Here is a 13,024-nt window from a genome sequence, read left to right as displayed (position 1 = left end):
TCTGTACGACATACACAGTTTTGAGGAGTGCCGATGGAGATCCGGACGTTCAGGGAAGACGATCGAGCCGAGCTGCGCGAGCTGTTCGCGCGCGCGGGGGAGGGGTCGCCCACCGGCTCGCTGTGGGGGCACGCGGAGTCCGAGCGTGACATCTACCTGGAGCCCTACATGGACCAGGAGCCGGACTCGCTGTTCCTCGCCGCCGACCGGGGCGTCCTCGTCGGCTACCTGACCGGTTGCCTGGACGGCGCGGCGTTCCCCGGCGAGAGCGAGCGGATGACGCGGGCGATCAGAAGGCACCGGCTCTACCTGCGGCGCGGCCCGGCGGCCTTCTTCGCCCACGCCATGCTCGACGCGGCCGGGGCGGCGATCCGCCGGCAGCCGGCCCCTGGCGACTTCGAGGACCCGCGCTGGCCCTCCCACCTGCACATCAACGTCGCCCCTGAAGCCCGCGGCACCGGCGCCGCCCAGGGGCTCATGGAGTCGTGGCAGCGGCGGCTCAAGGAGGCGGGATCGCCGGGCTGCCACCTGCAGACGCTGGTGGAGAACACCCGGGCGGTGCGGTTCTTCGAGCGGGCCGGTTTCACCGCGCACGGCCCCGCGCCCCTGGTGCCGGGCCTGCGCCACCAGGGCGCGCGTGTCCACCAGCGGACGATGGTGTGGAGCCCCTGACGCGCGCCTCACGGGTCACACGTTCCAGGCGACCGGCAGGCTCTTCAGCCCGTAGATGTCCGCGGTCTCCGGGCGCAGGCCGACCTCCTCCGGCGGCACGGCCAGGCGCAGCGTGGGGAAGCGGTTGACCAGCGCGGGCAAGGCGACCCGCATCTCGACGCGGGCCAGCTGCTGACCCAGGCACTGGTGGATGCCGTGGCCGAACGCCAGATGCCCGCGGGCCTCCCGCCCCAGGTCCAGCACGTGGGGGTCGGCGAACCGCTCGGGGTCGCGGTTGGCGGTGTTGTACGACAGGATGACCGTCGTCCCGGCCTCGATGGTCCGGCCGCCCAGCTCGACGTCCTCCAGCGCCGTCCGCATGAACGTCTTGGCGACGCTCAGATACCGCAGCAGCTCCTCCACGGCCCGGTCGGTGAGCGCGGGGTCGGCGCGGAGCGCGGCCAGCTGCGCCGGGTTGCGCAGCAGCGCGAAGGTGCCCAGCGCCAGCATGTTCGCGGTGGTGTCGAGCCCGGCCGCGAGCAGGATGAGAGCGATGCCCCGCAGCTCCTCGTCGGTCAGGTCGCCGTCGGTGAGGTCGCTGAGCACGTCGTCGGTCGGGTTCGCGCGCTTGGCGGCCACCAGCTCCCCGAGATAGCGCTGGGTCGCCGTGTAGGCGGCGATCATGTCCTCGTCGCTCGTCTCCCCGCTGAGGAACGAGTCGACCTGCTCCTGGAAGGAGCCCCGGTCCTCGTACGGCACGCCCAGCAGCTCGCAGATGACGATGGTGGGGACGGGCTTGGCGAACGCGGTCACCAGGTCCACCGGCGGCCCGGCCTTCTCCATGGCGTCCAGGTGGTCGGCGGTGATCTGCTCGACGCGCTCGGTGAGCTGCCGCATGCGCCGCACGGTGAACTTGCCCACCAGCGGTTTCCGGTAGCGCCCGTGCTGCGGCTCGTCCATGAGGAGGAACTCGCCGGGCGGCGCGGGAGGGATCTCCATGCCGCTGATGTCGATGGACGGGTGGAGCATCAGCTCCTTGCGTGAGCTGAACCTCGCGTCGGCCAGGACCGACCTGACCAGGTCGTATCCGGTGATCAGCCAGCCGGGCCTGCCCCCGGGGAAGGTGTAGCGGCTGATCGGGCCGTGCTCGCGGGCCTGGATCAGCTCGCCGGGCGGGTCGAAGGGACATCCGGGCCGGCGCGCGGTCGGCATCGTGGCGACGGTGTGTTCCATGGTCATCCGCCTTGGTGTCGTGGTCGGTCAACGCGTCCACCTTCGCCGGGCGCCCTGACAGCGGGCCGTCGCCGTGCTGACGCCGCCGCTGACACGACACCGCGTCCCGTCGCCCCGGCGGTCCGGGACGCCGCCGGGGTTCGGCACAATGACCCCTGTGCGAGTTGGACTGCTCGGGCCGTTCGAGGTCCGCAACCCCGACGGGGCCGTGGTGGAGGTCCCCGGGGTCCGGCTGCGCGCGTTGCTCGCCGCGCTCGCCCTCGAACCCGGCCGGATCGTCCCCCGTACGAGACTGGTCGACTGGATCTGGGGGCGGCGACCGCCCGCGGACGCGGTGAACGCCCTGCAGGCGCTGGTGTCCCGGCTGCGCAGGGTGTTACCCGACGGGGTGATCGAGGCGGATTCCGGCGGCTACCGGCTGGCCGTCGCCCCCGATGCCGTGGACGCGTGCCGGTTCGAGCGCCTGACCGGTCAGGCCCGTGCCGCCGAGCCCGCGGCCCGGGCGGAGCTGCTGCGCACGGCCCTGGCCTTGTGGCGCGGCACGGCGATGGCGGACCTCGCGCTGCGGGACAGCGAGCTGTTCGACGCCGCCGTCAGGCGGCTGGACGAGCTCCACGTGGCCGCGCTCGGGGACCGGGTGGACGCGGACATCCGCCTCGGTCGCGGCTCGGAGCTGGTCTCCGAGCTGACCGACCTGGTCGCCGCGTACCCGCTGCGCGAGGGGTTCGTGGCGGCGTTGATGCGGGCGCTCGCCGAGGCGGGGCGCACGCCCGAGGCGCTGACCGTCTACCAGCGGACGCGTGAGCGGCTGGCCGAGGAACTCGGCGCCGACCCGTCGGCCGAGCTGTCCGCGCTGCACGTCGCGCTGCTCCGCGGCGAGGTGGGCGAGCGGGCGGAGCAGCGCAGGACCAACCTGCGCGCCGAGCTGACGAGCTTCGTCGGCAAGGACGAGGACGTCTCCGCGGTCGCCGCCCTGGCCGTCAGGCACCGGCTGGTCACCTTGACCGGGCCGGGCGGCTCGGGCAAGACGAGGCTGGCCGCGGAGACCGCGCGGACGATGCTGGCCGAGCTGCCGGACGGGGCGTGGCTGGTCGAGCTGGCCCCGGTGCGGGCGGGCGGTGAGCTGGCGCAGGCCGCGCTCACCGCGCTCGGCCTGCGCGAACAGGCCCTGCTCGGCGGCGTGCGGGGCGGGGACCGGACGGACCGGCTCATCGCCGCGGTCCGGGAACGCGCGATCCTGCTGATCCTGGACAACTGCGAGCACGTGATCGAGGAGGCCGCGGCCTTCGCCGATCGGCTGCTGGGGGAGTGCCGGAGCCTGCGGATCCTGGCCACCAGCAGGGAGCCGCTCGGGATCACCGGGGAGGTGCTGTGGCAGGTCGAGCCGCTCGCGCTGCCCGCCGAGCGGGCGGACCCGGCCGAGATCGGGTCCTCGCCCGCGGTGCGGCTGCTGCGCGACCGCGCGCGCCTGGTGCGCCAGGACCTCGGCGCCGACGCGGCCGCCCTGCCGGCCATGGCGCGGATCTGCCGGGCGCTCGACGGGATGCCGCTGGCGATCGAGCTCGCCGCGGCACGGCTGCGCACGATGTCCGTCGATCAGCTGGCACGCGGGCTGGACGATCGGTTCCGGCTGCTGACCAGCGGCAGCCGTACGGCGCTCCCCCGGCACAAGACGCTGCGCGCGGTCGTCGACTGGAGCTGGGACCTGCTGAGCGAGGCCGAGCGACGCGTGCTGCGGCGGCTCTCGGTGTTCTCCGGCGGGGCGAGCCTGGAAGCGGCCGTACGGGTGTGCGGGGACGAGGCGTCCGGCGGGGAGCAGGTGTTCGACGTGCTGACCGCGTTGATCGAGAAGTCGCTGCTGCTCGCCGACGGCGGGGGCGCGATGCGCTACCGGATGCTCGACACCATCAGGGAGTACGCGGCCTACCGGCTCGCCGAAGCCGGGGAGACCGAGCCGGCGCGCCGGGCGCACCTCACGTACTTCACCGAGCTGGCCGAGACGGCCGATCCGCACCTGCGCCGGGCCGGGCAGCTGGAATGGCTGGCCACGCTCGATGCCGAGCACGACAACATCACCGCGGCCCTGCGCCGGGCGATCGCCGGGGGATGGGCCCAGGAGTCGATGCGGCTGGTCGCGGCCGCGGGCTACTTCTGGTATCTCGGCGGGCACCGAGCCGAGGGCGCCGAGCTGAGCGTCGCGGCGGCCTCGCTGCCCGGCGAGGTGTCCGACGAGGTGCGGGCGATGGCGTACCTCATCGTGACCATGTTCGTGACCGCCGGGATCGGCGGTGACCAGTATCAGGCGCGGGAGTGGATCCAGGAGGCGCACCGGTTGGCCCGGCGCAGCGGGTCCCGCCGCCCGCTGCTCGGCTTCGTCGAGCTGCTGGAGCGGACGCTGCGGGGCCCGGCGGAGTTCATGCCCGCGTTCGAGCCGCTCATCGCCGGCGCCGATCCGTGGGTGCGCGCGCAGGCCAGGCTCACCCGGGGCCGGTTCCGGCTCACGCTCGGCGGCGACGAGACCGACGTGGACCTCGACGCCGAGACCGCGCTCGCCGAGTTCCGCGCGCTGGGCGACCGGATGGGCATCGCGCTGGCGCTGACCTTCCTGGCCGACCGGCTCGCCACCCGCGGCGAGTTCGCCCGCGCCTGCGAGCATCACGAGGAGGTCGTCGGGGCGCTGACCGAGGTGGGCGCCGTCGAGGACGTGGTCGGCGTGCGGGCGCGGCAGGCCCAGCTGTACTGGCTGCTCGGCGACGAGCGGTCCAGCGCGTCCGCCATGGCGGAGGCGCAGCGGTGCGCGGGCGGGATCGTCTGGCCGGACGCCCTCGCCGAGCTGGCGCTGTCGAAGGCGCAGCTGGCGCGCTGGCGCGGCGAGCCGGGCCAGGCGCACGAGCACCTGGCCACGGTGCGGGCGGTGATGGGCGAGCCGGGCATGCCCGGCTCGGTCCACGCCATGACCATGCACCTGTACGGCTACCTCACCGAGGACATCGAGGAGGGCCGCGCCCACCGGAAGGAGGCGTTCCGCGCGGCCGCGGCCACGGAGCACCCGCACCCGCCGATGATCGCCGAGATGCTGATCGGGATCGCGGACCTCGCGCTGCGCCAGGGGGAGTACGAACAGGCCGTGCGGCTGCTGGCGGCGAGCGACGGCGTGCGCGGCACGCCGGACCGTTCGCAGCCGGACGCCGCCAGGATCGCCGCGGCCACGCGGAGCCGCCTCGGCGAGACCGTGTTCGCCGAGGCGTTCCGTGCCGGTCAGCGGCAGGACTGGCGCGAGCTGGCCGGGATCACGCTCGCTTCGTGAACGTCCTGCGCGCCCACAGGTAGCCCACCAGCGTGAGCCCGGCGCACCAGGCGACCGCCGTGATGGCTGGGCCCGCCGACGGCGTGCCGGACAGCAGCCCGCGCAGGGTCTCGATGATCGAGGTGAACGGTTGGTACTCGGCGAACTGCCGCGCACCCGGCCCCATCGTCTCGGCCGGCACGAAGGCGCTGCTCAGGAAGGGAAGGAGCATCAGCGGGACCCCGGCGAGTCCCGCGCCTTCCGGTGTCTTAGCGGCGAGCCCGGACGCGACGGTCAGCCAGCCGATCGCCAGCACCGTCAAGGCGACGATGCCGATCGCGCCGAGCCACTGCGGGAGACTCGCCGCCGGCCGGAATCCCAGCAGCACCGCCACCCCGATGATGATCGCGATGGCCACCATGGTCCGCAGCATGATCGCGATCACGTGCGCGTTCAGCACCGCGGCCCTGGACACGTCCATGACGCGGAGCCGGTTGATGAATCCGGTCGTCATGTCCGAGTTCACCGCGGTCGCGGTGGGCCCGATGCCGTAGCCGATGGTCATGATGATCAATCCAGGCGTCGCGTAGTCGACGTAGTCGGCCCCGACGTCGAAAGCGCCGCCGAACACGTGGACCATGAGGAACATCACGAACACCGGCACGAACACGGCGTTGAACAGCGTCAGCGGATTGCGCATCGTGTGCCTGAAGTCGCGCCGCACCATGGTGGCGGAGTCCGCCAGGAAAGCAGAGAAGGCGTTCATCGGGCACTGACCTCCTTGTTCCCGTGCCCGGTGAGGGCGAAGAAGACGTCATCCAGATCCGGCGTGTGCACCGACAGTTCGCCGACCTCCACCGCATGCGTGTCGAGCCGTTCGAGCAGCGCCCGGAGCGACCGCACCCCGCCGTCGCCGGGCACCCGCAAGGTCAGGTCCTCGTCGTCCCTCGTGGACCCGGGCAGGACCCGCGCCGCGGCGTCGAGTTCGTCCCGGCTGGTGAACCGCAGCCGGACATGACCGCCGGGAACCCGGCGCTTGAGCTCGTCGGCGGTGCCCTCGGCGACCAGCCGGCCCTGGTCGAGCACGGCGATCCGGCCGGCGAGCTCGTCGGCCTCCTGGAGATACTGAGTGGTCAGGAAGATGGTCGTGCCGTCGGCCACGAGTTCCCTGATGATCTGCCACATGGTGCGGCGGCTGCGCGGATCGAGTCCCGTCGTGGGCTCGTCCAGGAAGATGATCCGCGGCTTGCCGACCAGCGTCATGGCCAGGTCCAGCTTGCGGCGCATGCCGCCTGAGTAGGACGCCACCAGCTTGCCCGCCGATCCGGCCAGGTCGAACCGGTCGAGCAATCGGCCGGCGATCCTCCTGCCCTCCGCCCTGGGCAGGTGCAGGAGGTCCGCCGTCATCAGCAGGTTCTCCTCGCCGGTGAGGAGGTCGTCGACCGAGGCGAACTGCCCGGTGACCCCGATGGCCGCGCGCACCGCCTTGGTCTCCGTGGCCACGTCGTGCCCCCCGACGACGGCCTTCCCGGCGTCGGGGGCCAGCAGCGTGGTCAGCACGTGCACCGTCGTGGTCTTCCCGGCGCCGTTGGGCCCGAGCAGGGCGAAGACCGTGCCGGTCCGGACGTCCAGGTCGACGCCGTCGAGCACGACCTTGTCCTTGTACGCCTTGCGCAGCCCGGAGGCGGCGATGGCTGAATCGTTCATGGCGCCCACCATCGCCGGCCGCTCTGACACGGGGCCGTCGCCGGGCTGACGCGGCCGCTGACACGGCCCGCCCGGCTACGAGCTCGGGCGCTCCCCGGCGTCCGCGCCGGCCAGGGGGATGCCGCGCACGGTGAGCACCATGAGGACGACGCAACTGGCGGTCAGCGCGATGTCGGCGACGTTGCCGACGAACAGGCCGCCGTAGTCGATGAAGTCGACGACATGACCCTGAGCGAAGCCCGGCGGGCGGAACAGGCGGTCGAGCAGATGGGAGGTGGCGCCGCCGAGCAGCGCGCCCAGCACGACGGTCCAGGCGGGCGAGCGCAGCCGCCGCCCGGTGTAGAGGATGCCGGCGACGGCGGCGGCCGCCGTCAGGGTGAACACCCACGTCGCGCCGGCCCCTATCGAGAACGCGGCACCGGGGTTGAACAGCAGCCGCAGCTGGATCAACTCCGGGATCACCGTGACGCGCTCGCCGCCGGAGAGCGCCGAGACCGCCCAGAGCTTGGACGCCTGGTCCACGGCGAGCACCGCCGCGGCGAGCACCAGCATCCATCCGTAGGGCCGCATGCCCCGTCCCGGCTCCCGGGACCCTCGTCCGATCGGCACCTTCGACCTCGCCATCCGATGACCGTTTCGCCCAATCTAGCGGCCACGCGAGGGGGAGACGCCCGATACGGCCGGGGTGACGAGGAGGGCCGGCGGGCGGGGCTTCAGTCGGAGTCGACGCGACCCAGCGGGTAGGCGCTCTCCAGCAACGCCGCGAGCGCCGCCGCCCAGCCGGAATCCTCCGGGTCGAGCGCGCTGCGCAGGTAGGCCGTGGTGAGCCGCTGGATCAGGGCGACCCGTTCGGGGTTCTCGTCCGTCGTCTCCGTGACGTCGCGGCCGACGATGCCGCCGAGCCCGTGCTCGGCCCCGAACAGCGTGAGCAGGCTCTTGCCGCCCGGGCTCAGGGTGTACGGGTCGGTGAACCAGTCCGGCCCCCGGACGCTCAGATGGGACTGGTCCCGGTCACCCGCGACCACGAGGGCCGGTGTGGTCATGTGGCTGAAGTCCGGGTTCATGAAGGGCATGTGCTCGGCGGCGAACGGCGTCAGGTCGGCGCCGCCCCGGCCGGGCGCGGCGAGCAGCACACCCGCCTTGACCCTGGGGTCGGACAGGTCCTGCCCCGGCCCGCCTTCGGGATCGACGATCCGCGCGCCCAGCAGCATGCTCGCCGTCTGGGCGCCCCAGGAGTGCCCGGCCACGGCGACGCGGCTCCGGTCCAGACGCCCGCTCAGGCCGGGGACGGCGGCTTCGACCAGGTCGAGGTGGTCGAGTACGCGCTTCAGGTCCTCGACCCGGAACCGCCAGATCAGCGGTGTGCGGGGATCGTCTGGCGGAAGGTTCAGCGTCCTGGAGTCGAGATGGGTGGGCTGGACCACCGCGAAGCCGTGGGCGGCCCAGAAGCCGGCCAGCGGGTCGTACCCGTCCATCGACCAGCCGAAGCCGTGCGAGAAGACGATGATCGGCAGGTCGCGCCCGGCGGCGGGCGCGGACACGCGCACCTGGAGGTCCTCACCCCGGCCGGGGGCCGGCAGCACCACCGGCCGCGCCGAGAGGACCGGGATGGGCGCGCCCTGGGCCGCGTGCGCGGGCGCGATGACTGATCGGCTCATAAGAAGGTCTTCCTCGTTCGTGGGTGAAGTGGCCGGCGTGGTTGGCCGGCGGGCGCCCGCTCTGGCATCATGAAAGAAGCGGGACAGCGTCCCGTTTGACGATACGGGACACTGTCCCGTTTAGCAACACCGGAGGCGTGGCGCGATGAACGACGGCGAGCGGGGCGCGGGGCGCGCGGCCCGGCCCAAACGGGCGGACGCCCGCCGCAACGAGAAGAACCTGCTCGACGCCGCCGGAGAAGTCTTCGTCACGTCGGGCGTCGACGCGCCGATACGCGACATCGCGGCCAAGGCGGGCGTCGGCACGGCCACGATCTACCGCCACTTCCCGACGCGGGCGGACCTGATCATCGCCGTCTACCGGCACCAGGTCGAAGCCTGCGCCGAGGCCGGTCCGGCCCTGCTGGCGACCAGTGCCACGCCGTACGCCGCCCTGGAGCGCTGGATCAACCTCTTCGTGGACTTCCTGGTCACCAAGCACGGGCTCGCCGCTGTCCTGCAGTCCGACAACGCCGGCTTCGACGCCCTGCACGCCTACTTCCTCGACCGGCTCGTGCCCGTGTGCGCCCGGTTGCTCGAAGCGGCGGCCGCCGCCGGCGAGATCCGCCCCGGCCAGGACGCCCTCGAACTCATGCGGGGCATCGGGAACCTCTGCGTCGGCGCCGGCGATCCCCGCTACGACGCCCGCCGCATGGTCGGGCTCCTCGTCGCGGGGCTGCGCCTCGGCTAGGACCGTCTCCTGGTCAGGAGACGGTCCACTGCTGGGCGTTGTTGCCGTTGCAGGTCCACTGCCGTACTTCGGAGCCCGGGGCGGTGCCGAAGTTGTAGTTGTCCAGGCACAGGCCGCTGTGCCGGTTGGTGAGGGTGGAGTAGCCGCCTCCCACGGACGTGACGCGCCATTGCTGGACGGCCAGGCCGTTGCAGGTCCACTGGCGTACCTCGGAACCTGGGGTGGTGCCGAAGTTGTAGTTGTCCAGGCACAGGCCGCTGTGCCGGTTGGTGATCGTGGAGTAGCCGTCGGCGGCCGGGGTGATCTGCCAGTCCTGCGTGGCGAGGCCGTTGCAGGTCCACTGGCGGACCTCCGCGCCCGGCGTGGTCACCCAGTTGTAGTCGTCCAGGCAGAGGCCGCTGTGCCGGTTGCGGATCCGCGCCGTGGCAGGGGTGGGCTCGCCCGAGGGGCCGGGGATCACGGTCGAGGTCGAGACGGGGACGCCGAGGTCGGGCGTGCCGTCGGCGTTCCAGGAGATCTTCTGCACCCGGGTGGTGCGGGTGGTGCCGCAGCCCTGGCTCGACGAGGAGTTGGCGTGGTAGGCGATCCAGGTCTCGGTGCCGTCGGGCGAGGTGAAGAAGGAGTGGTGGCCGGGGCCGTAGACGCCGTTCGCGTCGTTGCGCTGGAAGATCGGGCTGGCGAACTTGGTCCAGGACGCGGCCGACAGCGGGTCACCGCCGCGGTACTCCAGCATGCCGAGCTTGTAGTTGGGGCCGTTGCAGTGGCTGGCCGAGTAGGTCAGGAAGGTGCGGCCGCCCCGCTGCAGCGCGAAGGAGCCCTCGTTGACGGCGCCGTTCTGACGCTCCCAGTCCAGGGTCGGGGCCGAGATCCGCCTGCCGAACGCGCTCGCCGTCCACGGGTTCGACATCGGCGCGATGAACAGCGACTGCAGGCCGTCGGACGCGAACGCCGAGAACGTCATGTAGAGGTTGCCGTCGAGCTTGAGCAGGCTGGCGTCGATCGCCCATCCGTTGTCGGGCATCAGGTTGACGATCCCGCGGACGGTGTAGGGCCCCATCGGGTCGGACCCGGCGCTCTCGGCGACGTGGGTGCGGCGGGGCAGGCTGCCCTGCTCCACCGAGTAGTACAGGTACCAGCGGCTCCCGACCATCTCCAGGTGCGGCGCCCACATCGTGTTGCCGCCTGTCCGTACGACGACCTGCTCGGGCGCGCTGCGCAGCCCGGCGATCGTCGCCGAGCGGCGCATGACCACGTCGGAGTTCCACGTCGTGGCGACGTAGTAGTAGAAGCCGTTGTGGAAGACCAGCGTCGGGTCGGCGCTGTTGGGCGTCGGGACGACGGGGTTGGTGAAGGACGGGCCGGGCGCCGCCTGGGCGCGGCCGGTCGTGAACAGGGCTGACAGGACGATCGTGACGACGGCGAGCGTCAGGATCCGGCGCACCGTGCCCGGCAGGGAAGCCAACACGAGGACTCCTTGGGGGGTGGGGTCGACCAGTTGTGTTAGCGCTAACACAACTGGTTGCTTCGTCGTGCTCACTTGCTGGTGGAGAGATGTGTGCCAAGTGTTAACGCCAACACCACAACCGTCAAGGGCGCCTCCGCCGCCGGCTGGGAGGTGGGACAACCTTCAGAGTGCCTGAAGCTTCCGCTAAGCTTCAGTCACCCTGAAGGTTGGAGGATCGAACGTGAGGGATCACGTCCTGCTGTCCGTGCACGTCCTGGCGGCCATCGTGTTCGTCGGGGGCTCGGCCGTGGCCGCGAGCCTGTTTCCCCGCTACGCCCCCGTGGCGGGCCCGCCGGGCGAGGGCGAGCGCAGCCCGGCCGTGGCCGCCGCCCTGCACCGCATCACCCGCGGCTACAGCCTGTTCGGTCTGGTGGTGCCCGCCGTCGGCATCGTGATGGCCCTCGCGCAGGGCCGGATGGGGGAGCTCTGGATCGTCGCCTCGATGGTGCTGACCGGCGTCGCGGCCGTCCTGCTGGCGACCCAGATCTACCCGCGCCAGCGGGACGCGCTGCGCGACCCGGACGACGGGAGCCGGCTGCGCGCGCTGTCCATGCTCGCCGGCTTCTACAACCTGGTCTGGGCGGCCGTGGTCGTGCTGATGGTCGTCCGGCCGGGAGCATGACCGGCGATATCGGAGGTCAAGTCCTAATCATGGCGAGTTGCGACGTTTGTCAGATTGCATTACGTTGAGGCTTCATTTGCCCAGACCGTGCGTGCCCCACCCCCGGGGAGCGCACGGCCGCCGAATCCGTTCGCGGAGCCGGGGACCCATTCCCCTCGGGGTGAATCGGCGCACCACGCGCCGTAGGGCACTTCCACGCCCGAACCCGTCAGCTAACCCGGTAGGCGGCATGGAAGCTAGGAGCAAGCCCCGAGATGAACGTCACCCACCGGTTCGGCGGAGCGCTGATCAGCCTCGCCGTCGCCGCCGCGGCGTTGACCGCCGGCAGCACCGCCGCCCACGCCGCCCCGCCGGTCGCCACCCCCGTCGACGCCGCGCAGGCCGAAGCCGCCCCCGCCGTCCTGGCCACGGCCGCCCACCTGGTCGACGCCACCACCGGCCAGGTCCACTTCAGCAAGGAGGCCGACCTGCGCAGGCCGGTCGCCAGCCTCACCAAGATGATGACCGCGTACGTGGTGCTCCAGCGGGCCGAGCCCACCGACAAGGTCGAGGTCACCACCGCCGACGTCGGCTACGCCGCCAGGGGCGGCGCCGCGGTCGCCCACCTGCGCGCCGGCGACACGCTGACCGTCGAGGACATGCTGCACGCGCTCATGCTGCCCTCCGGCGCCGACGCCGCGCACGCGCTCGCGCGCACGTACGGGCCGGACGTCGAGGAGTTCGTGGCCGCGATGAACGCCACCGCCCGGCAGCTCGGCATGAACGACACGCTGTACGTCAACGCGGACGGCATGCCCTACGGCGGCGGCGGCCACTCCACCGCCCGCGACCAGGTCCGCCTGGCCCAGAAGGTGCTGGAGAACCCGACCCTGGAGAAGGTCACCTCCACCCAGTACCACACCGTCCCCGCGACCTCCGAGCGCCGTTCGTACTCATGGCGCAACACCAACCGCCTGCTCGGCACCTCCGGCGCGCTCGGCGTCAAGACCGGCTACACCCGCGCCGCCGGTTACACGCTCGCCTTCGCCGCCGATCGGGGCGGCAGCCGGCTCGTCGGCGTCCTCCTCGGTGAGACCAGCTCCAGCCGCCGCTTCCAGACCGCCGAGGCCCTGCTCGGCTGGGCCGGCGCCGCGGCCGCACAGCGATAGCGGTCTCCGTGCGAGCGGCCCGGCCAGGGCCGCTCGCACGGACGGACCGCCGCACCCTCTAGGGTCCTGTTGAACATTTCAAGCCGCGTGAGAACGGGACCCCCATGAACCTCGCACTGTGGATCGTCGCGGGCCTGCTGGCCGCCGTGTTCGGTGTGGCCGGGCTGATGAAGCTGGCGCAGCCCAAGGAGAGGCTCGCGGCCTCCGGCCTGGCCTGGACGGAGGACTTCTCCGCCGGCGCGGTCAAGGCCATCGGCGGGCTGGAGGTGCTGGCCGCGCTCGGGCTGATCCTGCCGGCGACGTTCGGCGTCGTCCCGATCCTCACCCCGCTGGCGGCGGCCGGGCTGGTCATCGTCATGATCGGCGCCGCGGTCACGCACGGCCGGCGCGGGGAGCATCCGGCGATCGCCGTCAACGTGGTGCTGCTCGTCCTGGCCGCGTTCGTGGCCTGGGGCCGCTTCGGCCCCCATGCCTTCTGACGTGAC

12 protein-coding genes and 1 riboswitch are annotated in these 13,024 nt (G+C 72.4%); of the genes, 6 read left to right on the top strand and 6 right to left on the bottom strand.

What is annotated here, in order from left to right:
- Window positions 1–33: 33 nt before the first annotated feature.
- Window positions 34–672: a GNAT family N-acetyltransferase gene (locus tag AB0K05_RS40005; RefSeq protein WP_364236468.1), complete on the top strand. Its 639-nt coding sequence runs from the start codon at window positions 34–36 to the stop codon at window positions 670–672.
- 15 nt (window positions 673–687) lie between these two features.
- Here AB0K05_RS40005 and AB0K05_RS40000 read toward each other — a convergent pair whose 3' ends face one another.
- Complete coding sequence (locus tag AB0K05_RS40000) at window positions 688–1,884, bottom strand: cytochrome P450 (protein ID WP_364236465.1); 1,197 nt, start codon at window positions 1,882–1,884, stop codon at window positions 688–690.
- Between the two features lie 148 nt (window positions 1,885–2,032).
- Here AB0K05_RS40000 and AB0K05_RS39995 point away from each other — a divergent pair, with 148 nt between their 5' ends.
- A complete protein-coding gene (locus tag AB0K05_RS39995; protein WP_364236463.1) occupies window positions 2,033–5,191 on the top strand; it encodes a BTAD domain-containing putative transcriptional regulator in 3,159 nt (1,052 codons plus the stop codon).
- On the opposite strand, the gene AB0K05_RS39990 is transcribed toward AB0K05_RS39995, so the two are convergent.
- The 4 genes from AB0K05_RS39990 to AB0K05_RS39975 form a co-directional block, all read right to left on the bottom strand.
- On the bottom strand, window positions 5,175–5,936 hold the full coding sequence (locus AB0K05_RS39990; RefSeq protein WP_219545854.1) for an ABC transporter permease: 762 nt from the start codon (window positions 5,934–5,936) through the stop codon (window positions 5,175–5,177). The two genes, AB0K05_RS39995 and AB0K05_RS39990, sit on opposite strands and share 17 nt — an antisense overlap.
- The gene (locus AB0K05_RS39985; RefSeq protein ID WP_364236459.1) at window positions 5,933–6,877 is read right to left on the bottom strand and encodes an ATP-binding cassette domain-containing protein; all 945 of its coding nucleotides are present in this window, start codon (window positions 6,875–6,877) and stop codon (window positions 5,933–5,935) included. The genes AB0K05_RS39990 and AB0K05_RS39985 overlap by 4 nt, the downstream gene beginning before the upstream one ends.
- Window positions 6,878–6,952: 75 nt before the next feature.
- Window positions 6,953–7,447: a signal peptidase II gene (locus AB0K05_RS39980; RefSeq protein WP_148031827.1), complete on the bottom strand. Its 495-nt coding sequence runs from the start codon at window positions 7,445–7,447 to the stop codon at window positions 6,953–6,955.
- Window positions 7,448–7,590: 143 nt separating this feature from the next.
- The gene (locus AB0K05_RS39975; protein WP_364236456.1) at window positions 7,591–8,535 is read right to left on the bottom strand and encodes a chlorophyllase; all 945 of its coding nucleotides are present in this window, start codon (window positions 8,533–8,535) and stop codon (window positions 7,591–7,593) included.
- 145 nt (window positions 8,536–8,680) lie between these two features.
- Here AB0K05_RS39975 and AB0K05_RS39970 point away from each other — a divergent pair, with 145 nt between their 5' ends.
- Window positions 8,681–9,265 (top strand): TetR/AcrR family transcriptional regulator, encoded by a 585-nt coding sequence (locus AB0K05_RS39970; protein WP_219545857.1) that lies wholly within the window; start codon window positions 8,681–8,683, stop codon window positions 9,263–9,265.
- A 13-nt stretch (window positions 9,266–9,278) separates the two neighbouring features.
- On the opposite strand, the gene AB0K05_RS39965 is transcribed toward AB0K05_RS39970, so the two are convergent.
- Window positions 9,279–10,730, bottom strand: coding sequence for a family 43 glycosylhydrolase (locus AB0K05_RS39965; RefSeq protein WP_364236453.1), 1,452 nt, complete (start codon window positions 10,728–10,730; stop codon window positions 9,279–9,281).
- A 220-nt stretch (window positions 10,731–10,950) separates the two neighbouring features.
- Between AB0K05_RS39965 and AB0K05_RS39960 the strand changes: the two genes are divergently transcribed.
- The 3 genes from AB0K05_RS39960 to AB0K05_RS39950 all read left to right on the top strand — a co-directional run bounded on the left by AB0K05_RS39960 (window position 10,951) and on the right by AB0K05_RS39950 (window position 13,018).
- Window positions 10,951–11,391, top strand: a complete 441-nt coding sequence (locus AB0K05_RS39960; RefSeq protein WP_364236451.1) for a hypothetical protein — start codon at window positions 10,951–10,953, stop codon at window positions 11,389–11,391.
- Window positions 11,392–11,499: 108 nt separating this feature from the next.
- Window positions 11,500–11,633, top strand: a riboswitch (cyclic di-AMP (ydaO/yuaA leader).
- A gap of 12 nt (window positions 11,634–11,645) precedes the next feature.
- On the top strand, window positions 11,646–12,539 hold the full coding sequence (locus AB0K05_RS39955) for a serine hydrolase (RefSeq protein WP_364236449.1): 894 nt from the start codon (window positions 11,646–11,648) through the stop codon (window positions 12,537–12,539).
- Window positions 12,540–12,643: 104 nt separating this feature from the next.
- Entirely contained in the window at window positions 12,644–13,018 is a 375-nt protein-coding gene (locus AB0K05_RS39950) for a DoxX family protein (RefSeq protein ID WP_219545861.1), read from the top strand.
- Window positions 13,019–13,024 lie beyond the last annotated feature (6 nt).

This window comes from Nonomuraea sp. NPDC049486, from assembly GCF_040676925.1.
Lineage (GTDB): Bacteria > Actinomycetota > Actinomycetes > Streptosporangiales > Streptosporangiaceae > Nonomuraea > Nonomuraea ferruginea.
The sequence above is the reverse complement of the archived record's forward strand: the minus strand, read 5'-3'. Positions and strand labels throughout refer to the sequence as shown.